We start from the raw sequence: 15,710 nt of genomic DNA, 5'->3' as shown, positions 1-15,710 counted from the left end.
TCGGCCGCCGCGACCGTGCCGCGCGGGCGGCTCGCCGGCACCGGCGCTGTTCAGCGCGCGCAGGGCGGCCTCCTCGGCCAGCGCCAGCCGGCCCAGCCCCGCCAGCTCGCCGCCCATCTCGCCGCCGCGCCGCTGGACCATCGCCAGCACCTGCAGCACCGAGTCGTGGATGCCGCGCGCCAGCCGCTCCCGTTCGCGGGTGGACGCCTCCAGCTCCACCGCACGCGCCAGCCGGGCCTCCGCGTCCAGCGCCAGCTTGACCACGTGCCCCACCACCAGCCCGGCCATGACCAGCAGCACGATCCCGTTGAAGGTGACCGACCCGGCCGAGCCCGGCGTCCCGGCCAGCACGTGCACCAGCACGTTCGCCACGCCGAGCGCCAGCGCCGCGGCGATCCCCGCCCGCTTGCCGCCCGCCACCGCCCACGACAGCACGGCGGCGGCCACCCACGAGGCGGGCAGCGTCGAGCGGCCGCTGGAGATGTTGCCCGCCGACTCCACCCACGTGGTGGCCAGCAGGCAGCCCAGCGCCACCGCCAGGTCGGCGGCCAGGAGCGGCCGCCCGCGGCGCCGCGGGTCGGCGAAGGAGTAGGTGGCGTACAGGGTCCAGAGCGCCATGACGGCCAGCACGGTCCAGCCGCCGAGCGGATGATCGTACTCGCCGAAGTTCATGGCGATCAGGGCGGCCGCGTACGCGAGGGAGGTCCCCCGGTAGACCGCGACCGCCCGCCAGAGGGCGACTTCCAGGCCCATGACGCCGCCCGCCGCGCGGCTCAGTCGTCGTCGCCGGCCGGGCGGACCTCCCGGCCCGCCATCTCGGCCTTCACCTCGGCCGCGTACCGGTCCACGTACTCCTGCCCGGACAGCTCCCGGATCGTCTGCATGATCTCGTCGGTGATCTTGCGCAGCACCTCCCGGTCGTCCTCCTGCCCGTAGTAGCGGGAGAAGTCCAGCGGGGCGCCGAACCGCACCCCGGGCCGCACCCCCAGCCGGAACACGGGCCGGCCGGACGGCATCAGCTCGAAGGTGTTGATCATCGCCACCGGGATCACCGGCACCCGCGACTTCAGCGCCAGCCGGGCCACCCCGGTCTTGCCCCGGTAGAGCCGGTTGTCGGGCGCCCTGGTGCCCTCGGGGTAGATCCCCAGCAGCTTGCCCTCGCGCAGGATCCGCAGGCCGGTCTCCAGCGCCGCCTCCGCCGCGTCGCCGCCCGACCGGTCCACCGGGACCACCCCGACCGCGGTGAAGAACGCCCTGCTGAGCAACCCCTTGAGGCCCTTGCCGGTGAAGTACTCGCCCTTGCCGATGAAGAAGATCGGGCGCAGCAGCGGCAGCGGCCCGAAGAAGTGGTCGGCGAACGACAGGTGGTTGCTCACCAGCAGGGCCGGACCCCGCTTGGGGACGTTCCGCATGCCCGAGTTCCGGGGACGCCACACCAGGTACAGGATGGGCGAGAGAACGATCCTGAGGAGGATCCAGAACCAGAGCATGCCGACACCTTCCTCCGGCCGCGTCCAGCTGCGGCGCGCGTCCCGAACACTCCGACGAACGGGGGATGATGCGACATCCTTCCACTCCCCGGCCGACCTGCCCACACCCCGGCCCCGTCCGGGCCCCCGGCCCCGCCGGTCGGCCTTGCCCCGCCCCGGCGGGGGCGATATGAACGTAGGCTCTGCACAGGGAATCGCGATCGGGTGTGCCCCAAGGGCTTGCCCCAGGCGGCCCAGCGAATACCGTGGGACACACGTCTATGGGGGAGCGGAGGCCGTCATGCCGGTGCTGTCGGTCACGCCGGAGTCGTCGAAGGAGCCGGCCCCGTGAATCGCCGTGGCAATGGACTGTCAGCGGACACCTACGCGCCGCTGGTCGACCTCGCCCCGCATCTCGCCGACGTCATGCTGACGGCGCTGCGCGACGCGGGAGTGGCCGCCTACGCCGCCTCCCCCGAGGAGCTGGCCGGGCTGGCGGAGGAGGCCGCGTCGGCGGCGGCGTCCGGGGGCGCCGCCGGGAGCGTCGACGACGTTCTCGACCGGCTGTACGTGGACGTCGAGATGAAACCGACCGCCGAGAGCGTCCTGCGCGTCCACCTGACGCGGCTGCGCGACCCCGACTCCTCCCCCACCGCCGCCGAGAGCACGGGCGCGGGCGTGGACTCCCCCGCCACCGCCACGGGCCCCGACCGCCGGGGCGACGCGGCCGAACTCGACGAGGACGCCATCTGGGCCGAGATCGTCGCCGGCTACGACGCGGCCCCCGAGGGCGACCAGGTCCCCTGGCCCGACGAGGAGAACATCGACGAGCCGGCCGCCGAGCCGCCGCGCGAGGGCGACGACCGCACCGGGCGGCTCCCCCGCGCCCGCGTGATCAAGGCGGCCGACCTGGCGAAGGTCCCCGCCGAGGAGGACGGCGACGAGGAGGGCCACTACGTCCCGCCGCCCCCGCCGCCCCTGCCCAGCGCCGACCCGCTCACCAAAGGGGCGTGGATCGCGCTGGTCGGCGGGCCGCTGTACCTGCTGGTCACGGTGATCCTCGACTGGGAGGTGCCGGGCTACGCGGCGTTCCTGGCGGTGGCCGCGTTCATCGGCGGGTTCGTGACGCTGGTGCTGCGGATGGGCGACGAGCCGCGCGACCCCGACGACGGCGCCGTGGTCTAGACGAGGGCGGGCAGCCGCAGGGTGGCCAGGACGGGGCGGTGGTCGGTGGCCGACGGGTAGTCGGCGGCGATCGCCTCTTCCACGGGCACGCCGCAGCCGATCACCTCGATCTCCCGGTCCGCGAACACGCCGTCGATGCGCCGGCCCGGGCGCCGGGACGAGAACGTCGCCGCGTAGCCCTCGGGAGCGACGGCGTGGGCGTCCTGGAAGATCTCGTCCAGCGTCCTCCAGGACGCGCCCCCGGGCTGCTCGTTGATGTCCCCGGCGATCACGACCGGCGCGCGGTGGGCGGCGCGGGCCCGCTCCAGAATGCCGATGATCTCGCCGGTGTGGGCCAGGCGCGGCTCGTCCCGCAGGTCGAGATGGGTGCTCGCCGCGATCAGCCGCGCCCCGCGGCCGTCGCCGTCCGGGAACTCCAGGACGGCGACGGCCAGCCCGCGGCGGTGCAGCTTCGGAAACGGCTCCAGCAGGTGGTACTCGCGGTGCACGACCCGGGCGCGCGGCCCCGCCAGCACGGCCAGCCCGGCCGCGCGCCGTCCCGAGGCCACCGACAGCCCGCACGCCCGTGCCAGCCGCCGCCGCTTGAACCGCCACCCCAGGAAGCGCGGCACCTCCTGCAGGCAGACCACGTCCGGCTCCAGGGCGCGGACCACCCGCGCCACGGCCGCCGGGTCGTCCCGCAGCGACCGGACGTTGTAGCTGAGCACCCGGACGACGACGGCCACCGCCCGCCTCCCCCGCCTCGCCGGTCGCGTCAGGTCCGGGCCAGGTCGGCGGCGCCGACGATGCCGGCGGCCGACCCCAGCTCGGCGATGAGGATCTCCGGCAGCGGACGGTGCCCGCGGCCGGTCAGCGCGGTCTCGAACGCGTCCCGGATCGGGTCGAGCAGCAGGTCGCCCGCGTCCGACAGCCCGCCGCCGATGATGAACGCGCCCGGGTCCAGGATCGCGGTGAGATCGGCCAGGCCCTGCCCCGCCCAGTGCGCCACCGTCCGGAAGCACTCCAGCGCCGCGGTGTCGCCCTCGCGGGCCGCCTGCGTCACCTCGGGCCCGCTGATGCCGTCGGGACGGCCGTCGCCCAGCTCCAGCAGCCGCCCCGCCATCGCCGGGGCCACCCGGGCCAGGTCGCGGGCCTCGTGCACCAGCGCGTTGCCGCTGGCGTACTGCTCCCAGCAGCCGCGGTTGCCGCAGCCGCAGCGCCGCCCGTCCGGGACGACCCGGAAGTGGCCGACCTCGGCGCCGATCCCGAACCGGCCCCGGTAGAGCTCGCCGTTGATGATGATGCCGCCGCCGATGCCGGTGCCCAGCGCGATCAGCACGATGAAGTCGTGGTCGCGGCCGGCGCCGAACCGGGCCTCGCCCCAGGCGGTGGCGTTGCCGTCGTTCTCGACCACGACCGGCAGCCCGGTCAGGTCCTCCACCTTCTTCTTGATCGGCTCGTCCCGCCAGGCCAGGTTGGGCGCGAACAGCACCGTGGAACGGGTCTCGTCCACGAACCCGGCGGTGCCGAGGCCGACCGCCGCCACGTCCTCGAACTTGCCCTTGAGCAGGTCGACGACCTCGGCGATGACCGCGGCGGTCTCCTTGGGGTTGGTGGAGGGGGTGGGACGGCGGACCTTCTCCAGAATCCTGCCTTGGTCGTCGACCACGCCCGCGGCGACCTTGGTACCCCCAACATCAACGCCGATGGTCAGGGCCATGTGCGGTTCCTCCTCCTCGCGGCGCCTACCGGAGCCCTCACTGCGTCACTGCGCGTCCTTGCGCGTCACTGCCGGCCACTGCGCGACCCGCTGCGCGACATTGTGCGGCATCGCGGGCGGTCGCGGGCGTTTCCGGCGGCGGCCGGCCGCTCACCCGCGCTGCCCGGTCGCTAACCCGTGGCGGCGGGGCGGTCGCCGCCCGGACCGTTCCGCGGCGGCGGTCCGGGCGCGGGGCGGGTCCGCTCGAAGGCCGCGGCCACGTCCATCGCCGCGGCCAGCAGCGAGCGCCCGGCCTGCCGCAGGTGCTCGCGGACGTCACCGCCCGACGCGCGGCCCACGGCGATCGCCCGGCAGACCGGGCAGTCGCGGCACTCGGGTGCGCCGGTCGCGATCCGCGGCGGCTCCCGCGGCGCGCGCGGTTCCCGCGGCTCCCGCGGCTCGCGCGCCTCCTCGGAGACCGCGCGGCTCCACACGTCCTCACCCGCACGTTCACCTGCACGTTCTTCCGTACCGCCGGCACCGGCCCGGCCCGCCTCGCCGCGCGGGCCGGCCGCCGTCTCGCCCAGCCGCCTGCGCAGCGTCTCGAAGAGCTTGACCGCCTCGTCGAGGAGGTCGCCTGGCTGCTCGTTCATGAGAACATTGTCCATCCGTCGTCGGCGCGAAACCGCATCGCCGCCCCCGGCCCGCGACGGGGCCGCTCAGCCCTCGACGTACCGCTTCAGGCCCTTGAGCGCCGAGTCGATGATCCGCTTCTCAGCCTTGCGCTTGACCATCCCGATCATCGGGACGCGGACGTCCACGGCCAGCTCGTAGGTGACCTCGGTGGCGGGCTCGCCGCCGCCCCCGGCCTCCCCCAGCGTGTAGGAGCCGTGCAGCCCCGTCACCACGGTGCCCTGCTCCACCAGCTCCCAGTGGACGTGGTCGTCGCCGCCCCACTCGTAGCGCAGCCCGACGGTGTCGCTGAACGGACCGCCGTCGAAGGTGAGCCGGGCCAGGCGGGCGCGGCCGTCGTCACCGGTCTCCTGGACGGTGAGGTCGCGGATGCCGCTGGCCCACTTCGGATACGCCTCGAGATCGGCGATCACCGCCATGATCTCGGTCTTCCCGGACCTGATGGTGATGGAAGAACTCGTGCGGTCCGCCATCGATGCCCGCCCTTCTGCGCTCGGGAGCACGCCGGTTCCGGCGTCCCCCTGGAAAGTATCCGTCAGAGCGACAGAACGTAAGGAACCCCGCTGCCACGGAAGTGACCCACGTTGACGCATTCGGTGCGGCCGATGCGCATGCGGCGCGCCAGCGGCTGGTGGACGTGCCCGAACAGCACGTACCGGGGCTGGGTCTCGCGGATCGCCTCCAGCACCGCCTCGCTGCCCCGCTCGAACCTGCGCGCGACCGTGTCGTACAGCAGTTCCGGGACGGCGGGCGGGATGTGGCAGCACAGCACGTCGACCGCGCCGACCGCCGCGACCTTGGCCGCGTAGGCGTCGTCGTCGAGCTCGTAGGGGGTGCGGTACTCGGTCCTCAGGCCCCCGCCGACGAACCCGAACCGCAGCCCGCCCAGCTCGACGACCTCCCCGTCCAGGACGTGCTGCCCCTCGCGCAGGTACTCGGCCCACATGGCGGGGACGTCCACGTTCCCGTAGGTGAGGTAGGCGGGGGTCGGCATCGCGGCGAACAGCTCGGCGTACTGGCGGCGGACGGCCTTCTCGATGTGCGGCCAGGCCCCGCCCTCCAGGGAGTCCCACATCCGCCGGGAGAAGGCGCGGGCCTCCTCGAAGTGCTTCTGGGTGCGCAGCTCGATGAGCCGGTCGGCGTTCTCCTGGCCGAACAGGTCCGCGAAGATGCCCTGGGCGTGGTCGGAGTAGTCGATGAACAGGATCAGGTCGCCCAGGCAGATGAGCGCGTCCGCCCCGTCCCCCGCGCGCTTGAGGGCCTCGGCGCGGCCATGAACGTCACTCACCACATGGATCCGCATGTCCCGACTCTAAATGGTCCGGTCCGGCGGTGCGCCACGGCGTGTCGCCCTGACCACCCTCACCGGGCGCCGGACCCGGTCGCGGCGACCACCAGCGCCCGCCACTCGCGGACCAGGCGGGGGTCCACGGGGGCGTCCCAGGAGCCGTCGGGACGGACCGCGGTGCCCACGTGGAACGCGGTGATCCCGGCCGCGGCCAGCACCGCGACGTGCTTGCGGCGCAGCCCGCCGCCCGCCATGAGCAGCCCCGCCGAGCGCGGGCCCTCGGCGGCCCGCCGGACCAGGACGTCCACCCCGGCGTCGACGCCGCGCGGCGAGCCCGCGGTGAGCACGGTGTCCGGCCCGCCGTCCAGGTCCCGGACGGTCCGCCAGGCGGGCGGCGGGTCGGCGGCGTGGTCGAGCGCCCGGTGGAAGGTCCACGGCAGCGGCGCGAGGGCGGCGGCGAGCTTGCCGGTGGCGCCGGTGTCGATCCCGCCGAGCGGGTCCAGGAACCCCAGGACGAAGCCGTCGGCGCCGGCGTCCCGGTGCAGGCCGGCGACCCGGCGCAGCCGGTCCAGCTCCGGGATCGTGGTGCGGAAGCCGGCGTTGGCCCGCAGCATCACCCGGATCGGCAGGGTCGTCACCGCGCGCACTCCGGCGACCAGGTCGGGATCGGGCGTCAGGCCGTCGGCGGCCATGTCGGCGACGACCTCCAGCCGGTCCGCGCCGCCCTCCTCGGCCGCCCGCGCGTCGGCGGCGTCCAGCGCGATCACTTCGAGCAACGACACGGCGCCCCCGCCTCCCCCATGGTCACCCCGCCATGGCTTCCCACGGGTCACGAGCCTAGGCAACGGGCCGCCGCGACCGGGGCGTCCGCCCGCGAACTTTGCGTCACCGTTAACCGGGGCACCGCGGCGGAGGCGGCGGGACGGGCCTGATCATGCCGTAACAGAATTCCTACTCACGGGTATCATTCGACGGTGAGGACGCTGTACCGTCGTCCCCACCGTTGCGGCACCCGCGGCGCCCGGGGGTGCGCAGCGTCCGAGCCTTGCCGACCGTAGCCGCGTTCAACCGAGGAGATGGGCCGTGCGCGAGTTCAGCGTCCCCGCGATGGTGGAGGTCCCCGCCGCCACGAATCTGACCGACGCGCCCTTCACCCGGGCCGCCGAGCGTCCCGGCACGATCGTGCTGCGCCGCCGCGAGGGCGAGGCCTGGCGCTCGGTGACCGCCGGGGAGTTCGCCGCCGAGGTGACCGGGATCGCCAAGGGCCTGATCGCCGCGGGCGTGGAGCCCGGCGACCGGGTCGCGCTCATGTCCCGGACCCGGTACGAGTGGACCCTCCTGGACTACGCCATCTGGGCGGCCGGCGGCGTGACCGTGCCGATCTACGAGACCTCCGCCCCGGCGCAGATCGAGTGGATCATCGGCGACTCCGGCGCCAAGGCCGTGTTCGCCGAGACCTCCGCCCACCTGGCCGCGATCGCGGAGGTGCGCGACTCGCTGCCCGGCCTCGCCCACGTGTGGGGCATCGACGCCGGCGACCTGGAGGACGTGGTCGCCTCCGGCGCGGACGTCACCGCCGAGACGGCCGAGGAGCGCCGCCGCTCCCGCGCCTCCGGCGACCTGGCCACCGTCATCTACACCTCGGGCACCACCGGCCGTCCCAAGGGCTGCCAGCTCACCCACGGCAACTTCGTCGCCACCTCCCGCAACGCCGTCCAGGGCGCCATCTCCGAGGTCGCGGTGGACGGCAGCTCCACGCTGCTGTTCCTGCCGCTGGCGCACGTGTTCGCCCGGCTGATCCAGGTCGCGGCCGTCGAGGGCGAGATCGTCCTGGGCCACAGCGACATCCCCAGCCTGCTGCCCGACCTGGGGTCCTTCCGGCCGACGTTCCTGCTGGCCGTCCCCCGGGTCTTCGAGAAGGTCTACAACGGCGCCGAGCAGAAGGCCGCCGCCGAGGGCAAGGGCCGCATCTTCCACGCCGCCGCCGACACCGCGATCGCCTACAGCCGGGCGCTGGACGACGGCGGCCCCGGCCTCGGCCTCAAGATCAAGCACCGGGTGTTCGACCGGCTGGTGTACGGCAAGCTCCGCGCCGCGGTCGGCGGCCGGGTCGAGTACGCCGTCTCCGGCGGCGCCGCCCTGGGCGAACGCCTCGGGCACTTCTTCCGCGGCGTCGGCATCACCATCCTGGAGGGGTACGGCCTCACCGAGACCACCGCCCCCGCCTCGGTCAACCGGCCCACCGCCATCAGGATCGGCACGGTCGGCCGCCCCATCCCGGGCGTGACCCTGCGCATCGCCGAGGACGGCGAGGTCCTGGTCCGCGGCGTGAACATCCTCACCGGCTACTGGAACAACGACGCCGCCACCAAGGAGTCCCTGGAGGAGGACGGCTGGTTCCACACCGGCGACCTGGGCGCGCTCGACGAGGACGGCTACCTCAAGATCACCGGGCGCAAGAAGGAGATCCTGGTCACCGCGGCCGGCAAGAACGTCGCCCCCGCCCCGCTGGAGGACCGGCTGCGCGCCCACCCGCTGATCAGCCAGTGCCTGGTCGTCGGCGACGGCCGCAAGTTCATCAGCGCCCTGATCACCCTGGACCAGGAGGCGCTGGGCCCCTGGAAGGAGCGGAACGGCAAGCCCGCCGCGATGACCCTGGACGAGCTCCGCCGCGACCCCGAGGTGATCGCCGAGATCGACGGCGCGGTCGCCGAGGCCAACCGGACCGTCAGCCAGGCCGAGGCCATCAAGAAGTACGAGATCCTCGGCGTGGACTTCACCGAGGAGGCCGGCCACATGACCCCCAGCCTCAAGGTCCGCAGGCACGCCGTCATGAAGGACTTCGCCGACGAGATCGACGCCCTCTACTCATAGGGCGGCGGTGGTCACAGAGCGGCGGTGACCGCCTGGTCGATGGGGGTCTCGCCGCCGATGAGCTCCAGGACGCGGCGGCGCGCGCCCGGCTCCCGCAGGAGGGCCGCGGTCACCGCCGCCACGTCGTCCCGGGTCACGGGCTCGTGGCCCACGTACGGCGGGCCCAGGCGTACCCGGCCGGTGCCGGGGTCGTCGGTGAGGAGGCCGGGGCGCAGGATCAGCCAGTCGAGGCCGTCGCGAGCCCGCAGGTCGTCCTCGGCCTCCTTCTTGGCCCTCATGTAGGCGGCCCAGACCTCGCCCCGGCCGGCGTCGGGCGGATTGTCCACGCCCATCGCCGAGATCTGCAGGAACGTGCGGACGCCCGCGCGCTCGGCCGCGTCCGCCAGGAGCACCGAGGCGGCCCGGTCGACGGTGTCCTTGCGGGCGGCGCCGCTGCCCGGGCCCGCCCCGGCGGCGAAGACCGCGGCGTCCGCGCCGGCGATCCGCTCGGCGACCTCCTCGGCGGAGGCGGTCTCCAGGTCGAGCGGCACCGGTTCGGCGCCGGTCGCGCGCACGTCCTCGGCGTGGTCGGGATTGCGGATCAGGGACCGCACGGTGTCGCCGCGCGCGGCCAGCAACCTGGCCAGCCGCAACGCGATCTTCCCGTGTCCTCCGGCGATGGCGACGTCCATGACGACGATCTTACGGACGCGGGCGCGGCCGGCGGGTCTCCGGATCAGCGGCGGCGGATCAGCAGCGGCGTCCGGAGTTGATGCAGGACACCGCCCGCTGCATCAGGTTGTCGGGCATGACGTTCACGAAGTCGGCGTGGTCGGTCACCGGGTCGTGCCCCTGCTCGGGGAAGGAGTCCACCGCGAACGCCTGCGCGCGGTTGGGCAGGTTGTAGCTCAGCGTCAGCCGCAGCTGCGGGACGGCCTGCCGGCCCTGCGGGCAGGCGCCGTTCGCCTGCGGGAAGACGATGTGGTCGCGGTGGTTGGCGCTGTCGGTGTTCTGGCCGTCCCAGCAGCTGGGGAAGTCCAGGACGCGCTGCACCTGGCTGCCGCGCGGGCAGAGCGGGTACTTGTCGGTGAACGCCCGGTTGGCGAACCCGCTGCAGGTCCACGAGGCGCGCGCGTTGGCCAGGCCGTTGGTGGCGGCCTTGGCGTCACCCATGATCACCCGCAGGAACCGCGGCATCGCCACCACCCTGCTGCGCGGGTTGCCGCGGAACTGGATGTTTGCCGAGCGCGGCAGCACGATCGAGCCGACGTTGCCGTCGGCCGCGCTCTGCTGGGCCGCGGCGGAGTCGTCCTGCCCGTTCCGGTCGCGCATGACCGGCCAGTAGTAGGTGGACAGGTCGCCGTTGGTGCAGGTGGTCTCGGAGGCGGCCAGGCTCTCGTCCGTGGAGAAGGCGTCGGCCGACTCGTTGCCGACGTAGTCGTGGATGTGGTGCGCCCCGTTCTGGACGCCCGGCGCCACGATGAAGTTGTCGGGGTTGTGGTGCTCGTTCTGGTTCGTTCCGCAGCGCGAGCTGAACGTGCCGCGCGAGCCGCCCCGCGACGGGCGGACCTGGCGCACCCGCGGGGCCTGGCGGATGTTGACGAAGTCGTCGGCGTCCGGGCCCTCGGCGATGCCCGGCGGCTGCTGGGCGGGCGGGTTCGGGTCCTGGGACGGCGGGGCCGAGGGGTCGGCCGACGGGCCCGCCGACGGGTCGGCGGACGGGTCGGCGGGCGGGGGCGCGGACGGGTCGCCCTGCGCGGGCGGCTGCTGGCCGCCGCCGCCCTGATCGGGCGGCTCGGTGGGTTCCGCGGTCGCCGGGGGCGACGGCCGCTCGGGCGCCGCCAGCGCCGGGCCCTCCGCCGCCGCCGCGATCAGCAGCAGCGCCGGAAGGACGACGGCTATGCGTTTCCTGCTTCCCATGTAGATCTCCCTGTGAGCGGGGGTGGGGAAATGAAAGACCCGTCAGGAAAGGGCCGATTTGGAGACGAGACCCGTGCTCTCCAGCAGCGTCATGTGCGTGTTGACGTACTTCAGCGAACGCTCGGCGAAGGCCCGGATCTCACTGTTCTCGGTCTTGGCGCGGACTTGGGCGATCACGCCGAAGACCTTGCCGTGGGCCGCGCGCAGGCGCAGCACGAAGGTGCTGTCGAATTCGCCGCCGAACCGGTCGGACATCTCCGCCAGCCACGCCTTCTGCTGCGGATTGGGCTCGTTCGGCAGGATCACCTGCAGCCGCTGCGCCACCGTGCGGGTGTCCTCGTCGAGCCGCGCGTGCTGCTCGGCGATCATCTGCGCGATCTCCTTGACCCTGGGGCTGGCGGCGCGCTGCTGGGCCTGCTGGCCCGCGGGCATCTCCCACAGGCCCGCCTGCCGCACCGCGACCAGCAGCTGCCGGTCGTCGGCGCTGAGGCGCCCCCAGCGCGTGTCGACCGTGGCGCCCGACAGGCGCCCGGCGGTGGTGTCGCCGTCCGCCGGCACGCCCGGCGGGCTGAGGACGACCACCAGCGCGGCCGTGACCGCGAGCGCGGCCGTGACCACCAGCAGCAGCCGGCCGCGCCGCAGCCTGCGCAGCAGGCGCGTGTCGCCGGCTCCGTACGACTTCCGCACCGGTCTCCTCCTTTCACCGCATCCCTGAACTCCACCCCGGCAGGCGTTTCCAGGAAATACGCTCCGCGCCGGGCACCGGTTCACCGGGTTGCATTTTTTCTTGCTTTTCTTCGCGGCCCGGAAAAGGGCAGGCGGTATCCCCGCGCAATCACCGGGCCGCACAATTGGCGGCCCGTTTCACGCATGCCCCGCCGCGGTTCGCGGGGCATGCGCGGGTCACTCGTCAGGAACGGCGGGAGCCGCTCTTGGGCACGCCGGTGGTCACGCGCAGCGCCAGCGCGGGGCACATCGCCACCGCGCGCTGCACGTCGCGTTCCATCCAGGTCGGGATGTCGGTGCCGAGCACGACCGGGAATCCGTACCGGTCGAGCTGGATCAGCTCGGGCACCAGGTAGGCGCACAGCCCGTGGCCGTCGCAGCGGCTCCAGTCGATCGCGACCCGGCCCTCCTTCCCGGACGGGACGGGCAGCGGCAGCACCCCGAACACCGGCTGCCCGCAGGTCCCGCCGTACCGGTGGACCTCGATGTCGCCGGCGAAGGCGTCCAGCGCCGACAGCACGAACCTGGCGGTGCCGTCGGGATGCGAGCAGGCGCCCCGGCCCCGGCCGACCCCGGCCGCGCGGCGCACGTCGTCGACGCTGCCCGACCCGTCGTTGAGCGCGTTCATCGCCCGCACCACGTCGGGCAGCCCCAGCCGGCACGGCCCGCACTGCCCGGCCGACTGCGCGGCCAGGTAGGAGGCGATCCGGGTGGCCTCGCCGAGCGGGCAGGTCCCCCGGGTGAGCGGCAGGATGATGCCCGCGCCGACCGTGCCGCCGACCGCCTTCATGCCGGCCCGCGACAGCACCGCGCGGGCCGCGCCCACCGGGTCCAGCCACATGCCGTGGTAGCCGCCGACCAGCACGGGCTCCCCGCGCTGGACCTCCGCGTGGTCGAGGACGGCCTGCAGCGGGGTGCCGAGGGGGGCTTCGACGACCCGCGTCCCGCCCACGGTGAGCAGGGTGGTGCCCGGCTCGTCCTCGGTCCCGGCGGAGGCGTACAGGTCGGGGCCCAGCGAGGTCAGCACGGCGAGCTGGGCGAAGGTCTCGGTGTTGGACAGCAGGGTCGGGCAGCCGTCCACGCCCGACTCGGCGGCCCGCACCTTCCGGCCGGGCGGGATGGGGATCTCCCCGTTGATCGCGCGGACCACCGCGCCGCTCTCGCCGGAGATGAACCGCTCGGTGAGCCGCACCACCCGGGCCGGCATGCGGCGCTCGACGATGGCGGCGCGGACCGACCGGGCGGCCTCGTCGTCCTCGACGGCCACCACGATCCGCTGGGTGCCCAGCGCGGTGGCGGCGATCGCGGCGCCGTCCAGGACCAGGTGCGGGGCGCGGTTGAGCAGCACCTTGTCCTTGGCGCTGCCGGGCTCGCCCTCCGCCCCGTTGACCACCACGACCGCGTCCTGCGCGGGACGGCGCCGGTCGCGGCGCTCGCCGGGCAGCTCGATCTCGTCGGCGGTGGGATGGGTGATCCGCGCGGCGACGGCCATGAGCTTGCGGGCGAACGGGAAGCCCGCGCCGCCGCGCCCGCGCATGTCGACCTGCTCGGCCATCCGCACCAGGTCCTCCAGGACCGGTGTGCTGAGCCGGCCGTGCACCGCCTTGTGCCGCTCCAGGTCCAGCCGGTCGAACCGGTCGAAGCCCAGGGTGAGGCGGGGCCCGCCGATGTTGGAGACGGTGACGGCGCCGGTCATCGCATCACCTCGGTGTCCCAGAAGTCGCCCCCGCCGCCGCGCGGATCGCCGCCGCGCGGGTCGTCGTTGCGCGGGCCGTCGTACCGGGGGTCGCCGCCCCGGGGATCGGCGCCCCGGGGGTCGGCGCCGGCGTACTCGGGCGAGCGCACCGCGCCCCGGGACACGTTGCGCCGCCCGCCGCCGGTACGGCCGCCGCGCGCCTCCCGGGCGGACGGCGCCGTCGCGGTGTCGCCCGCGCGCCGCACCTCCCGCGGCCGGAACACCACGAACACGCGGGTGAACACGGCGAGGGCGACCATCCCGACGCACAGCACGTAGCTGAGCGTCACCCACGCCGCCGCCGACCGCCCGGCGGTCAGGCCGTGCGTGATCGCCATCGGCCAGGACGCGTAGGCCAGCGCGTGCACCGACCGCCACACCCAGGGCCGCGTCCCGCGGGCGAACCGGGCCCGCAGCAGCCCGCTGGCCACGACCACCAGCAGCAGGTCGAACGCCAGCGCGCCGTACCCGATCGGGCCGGTGCTCGGCACGAGCACCTGCCGCGGCACCGCCAGCCCGCCCAGCACCTTCACCAGGACGTGCGCGATCACGAACGTCACCGCGAGCATCGAGGCCGCCCGGTGCACCGCCTGCGCCAGCACCCGGTGCCGGATCGCCAGGATCAGCCGCTCGGTGGCCAGCAGCCCGCTGACCACCGCCGTGGTCATCGCCAGCAGGCCGAACACGCCCGCGTAGAAGGAGAGGAAGCGCTGCACGTCGCCGGCGACGGCGGCGCCCTGCGGGGTCGCCGCGCCGATCAGCACCAAAACCGCGCCGACGGCCGCGGCGCGCAGCGCCCAGCTCGGCACGGCGGGATCATCGCTACTTCGCGTCTGCACTGCTCGAACTCCTGTTCTGGGTAGTGGAAGGCGCGGGGTCGTTCCCGGGTGCGTCGGCACCGTTGCCGTTGCCGTTGCCATCGCCGTTGCCCGGCAGGCCGGGGAGGTCGGGGAGGCCGGGCGTCTCGGGGAGGTCCTCGACGGGCACCGCCCCGAGGTTGGCCAGCAGTCCCCCGGGCAGGACCTGCATCACGCCGCGCTCGGCGAAGCCGAGCAGCGGGCGGGCCCGTTCCCGGAGGGTCCAGCCGCCGAGCCGGGTCCCTTCGAGCGGGACCTCCTCGGCGCCGCGGCGGAGGGAGAACTGGACCAGCGGGCGGGGCGCCGCCGCGCCGCCGCAGGCCCGGTCGGCGCCGATCCGGCCCAGCGTGTCGCCGCGCTTCACCGTGCTCCCGCCGCGCAGCTGGCTGACCTGGCGCATGCGGTAGTAGGTGCTGGCCACCCCGCTGCGGTGCACCACCATGACCAGTCCGCTGCCGGCCGAGTCGGCGCAGAACCGGTAGAGGCGGCCGTCGGCGGCGGCCTGCACCCGGCCGTCGCCGCCCCAGAAGGCCAGCGCGCCGAGGGGTCGGGACGAGCCGTCCCCGTCGGCGCTGCCGATCGTCCAGGCGCCGCCGACCCGCCAGGGCAGCATCAGGCCGTCCCCGGCCCGGGTGCCGTTGGTGGCCGCGGCCGCCTGCTCGGCGGTCACCGAGCTGTAGCGGCGCAGCGCCTGCGCCTCGGCGGGCGGCATCACCGCGGCGGGCATCCGCCCGATCATCGCGGCGAACGAGCTGCTGCCCGACACCGCGACCTGCCAGGTGCCCTGCGCCCAGCGGCCGACGAAGAACGCGGTCTGCGGGGTGGCGGGGCTGGCGGCGGGCACCGGGACGGCGGTGGTGCCGAACGCCCACTGGCGGTCGGCGCTGACCCGGTCGACGCCGACGATGGGGGCGCCGCCCGCCGCCGCCCCGTAGGCCTGCCGGGCGGCCGGGCCGTGGTTGGCGAGGGTGAGGGCGCGGACCCGTTCGGTGAGCGTGCGGGTCTCGGGCGCCGCCGCGTCCGGGCCGCCCGGCGTCGTCGCGGGCGGGCGCTGGGCCGGCGCCTGGCCGGACGGCTTGGGCAGCGATCCGGGCGAGCGCAGGACGAGGTCGGAGCCCGCGGGGCCGGGCGTGCCGAAGGTGCTGCCCTCCAGCAGGCTGCGCTCCACGATCGCCAGCAGCGACAGGCCGACGAAGATGGAGAAGACCAGCGCGCCCGTGCTCAGCCGGTCGGCCGGGCCGTGCGCGCCGCGCATCCGCTGGTGCGGCATGCCGGTCTGCTTGGGCAGCGCGTGCGGGCCGCCGCG

16 protein-coding genes are annotated in these 15,710 nt (G+C 74.7%); 2 read left to right on the top strand and 14 right to left on the bottom strand.

Annotation, left to right across the window (positions count from 1 at the left end; all coding sequences use genetic code 11):
- Both ACFPZN_RS53675 and ACFPZN_RS53670 read right to left on the bottom strand, forming a co-directional pair.
- The coding region (locus ACFPZN_RS53675; RefSeq protein WP_378292704.1) for a DUF5931 domain-containing protein at positions 1-753 on the bottom strand (753 nt) is incomplete at its 3' end.
- A gap of 20 nt (positions 754-773) precedes the next feature.
- Positions 774-1,490: a lysophospholipid acyltransferase family protein gene (locus ACFPZN_RS53670; RefSeq protein ID WP_378292702.1), complete on the bottom strand. Its 717-nt coding sequence runs from the start codon at positions 1,488-1,490 to the stop codon at positions 774-776.
- A gap of 327 nt (positions 1,491-1,817) precedes the next feature.
- On the opposite strand from ACFPZN_RS53670, the gene ACFPZN_RS53665 reads away from it, so the two are divergent.
- Positions 1,818-2,654: a hypothetical protein gene (locus ACFPZN_RS53665; protein WP_378292700.1), complete on the top strand. Its 837-nt coding sequence runs from the start codon at positions 1,818-1,820 to the stop codon at positions 2,652-2,654.
- On the opposite strand, the gene ACFPZN_RS53660 is transcribed toward ACFPZN_RS53665, so the two are convergent.
- From ACFPZN_RS53660 to ACFPZN_RS53635, 6 genes are all read right to left on the bottom strand, one after another.
- On the bottom strand, positions 2,651-3,379 hold the full coding sequence (locus ACFPZN_RS53660; RefSeq protein WP_378292698.1) for an endonuclease/exonuclease/phosphatase family protein: 729 nt from the start codon (positions 3,377-3,379) through the stop codon (positions 2,651-2,653). The two genes, ACFPZN_RS53665 and ACFPZN_RS53660, sit on opposite strands and share 4 nt — an antisense overlap.
- 29 nt (positions 3,380-3,408) lie before the next feature.
- A complete protein-coding gene (locus ACFPZN_RS53655; RefSeq protein ID WP_378292696.1) occupies positions 3,409-4,353 on the bottom strand; it encodes an ROK family glucokinase in 945 nt (314 codons plus the stop codon).
- A 170-nt stretch (positions 4,354-4,523) separates the two neighbouring features.
- A complete protein-coding gene (locus ACFPZN_RS53650) occupies positions 4,524-4,985 on the bottom strand; it encodes a hypothetical protein (protein ID WP_378292694.1) in 462 nt (153 codons plus the stop codon).
- Positions 4,986-5,051: 66 nt separating this feature from the next.
- Positions 5,052-5,498 carry an SRPBCC family protein gene (locus tag ACFPZN_RS53645; RefSeq protein WP_378292692.1) on the bottom strand — a complete coding sequence of 149 codons (447 nt, stop codon included), beginning with the start codon at positions 5,496-5,498 and terminating at the stop codon, positions 5,052-5,054.
- Positions 5,499-5,560: 62 nt separating this feature from the next.
- Positions 5,561-6,328 (bottom strand): metallophosphoesterase family protein, encoded by a 768-nt coding sequence (locus tag ACFPZN_RS53640; protein ID WP_378292690.1) that lies wholly within the window; start codon positions 6,326-6,328, stop codon positions 5,561-5,563.
- A 59-nt stretch (positions 6,329-6,387) separates the two neighbouring features.
- On the bottom strand, positions 6,388-7,095 hold the full coding sequence (locus ACFPZN_RS53635) for a copper homeostasis protein CutC (protein WP_378292688.1): 708 nt from the start codon (positions 7,093-7,095) through the stop codon (positions 6,388-6,390).
- Between the two features lie 301 nt (positions 7,096-7,396).
- Between ACFPZN_RS53635 and ACFPZN_RS53630 the strand changes: the two genes are divergently transcribed.
- Positions 7,397-9,187, top strand: coding sequence for an AMP-dependent synthetase/ligase (locus tag ACFPZN_RS53630; RefSeq protein WP_378292686.1), 1,791 nt, complete (start codon positions 7,397-7,399; stop codon positions 9,185-9,187).
- Between the two features lie 11 nt (positions 9,188-9,198).
- Here ACFPZN_RS53630 and ACFPZN_RS53625 read toward each other — a convergent pair whose 3' ends face one another.
- The 6 genes from ACFPZN_RS53625 to ACFPZN_RS53600 all read right to left on the bottom strand — a co-directional run.
- A complete protein-coding gene (locus ACFPZN_RS53625; RefSeq protein ID WP_378292684.1) occupies positions 9,199-9,858 on the bottom strand; it encodes an NAD(P)H-binding protein in 660 nt (219 codons plus the stop codon).
- Between the two features lie 58 nt (positions 9,859-9,916).
- Positions 9,917-11,086 carry a DUF1996 domain-containing protein gene (locus ACFPZN_RS53620; protein WP_378292682.1) on the bottom strand — a complete coding sequence of 390 codons (1,170 nt, stop codon included), beginning with the start codon at positions 11,084-11,086 and terminating at the stop codon, positions 9,917-9,919.
- Positions 11,087-11,128: 42 nt separating this feature from the next.
- Positions 11,129-11,773 carry a DUF4142 domain-containing protein gene (locus ACFPZN_RS53615; protein WP_378292680.1) on the bottom strand — a complete coding sequence of 215 codons (645 nt, stop codon included), beginning with the start codon at positions 11,771-11,773 and terminating at the stop codon, positions 11,129-11,131.
- A 223-nt stretch (positions 11,774-11,996) separates the two neighbouring features.
- Positions 11,997-13,508: an NADH-quinone oxidoreductase subunit NuoF family protein gene (locus ACFPZN_RS53610; RefSeq protein WP_378292678.1), complete on the bottom strand. Its 1,512-nt coding sequence runs from the start codon at positions 13,506-13,508 to the stop codon at positions 11,997-11,999.
- Entirely contained in the window at positions 13,505-14,386 is an 882-nt protein-coding gene (locus tag ACFPZN_RS53605; protein WP_378292676.1) for a hypothetical protein, read from the bottom strand. Before ACFPZN_RS53605 ends, ACFPZN_RS53610 begins: the two co-directional genes overlap by 4 nt.
- On the bottom strand, positions 14,370-15,710 hold a 1,341-nt coding region (locus ACFPZN_RS53600; RefSeq protein WP_378292674.1), incomplete at its 5' end, for a M23 family metallopeptidase. The genes ACFPZN_RS53600 and ACFPZN_RS53605, both read right to left, overlap by 17 nt.

This window comes from Actinomadura rugatobispora, from assembly GCF_042656285.1.
In the GTDB taxonomy this organism is placed as follows: domain Bacteria; phylum Actinomycetota; class Actinomycetes; order Streptosporangiales; family Streptosporangiaceae; genus Spirillospora; species Spirillospora rugatobispora.
Note: the sequence above shows the minus strand (reverse complement) of the source record. Positions and strands in the feature narration are given on the sequence as shown.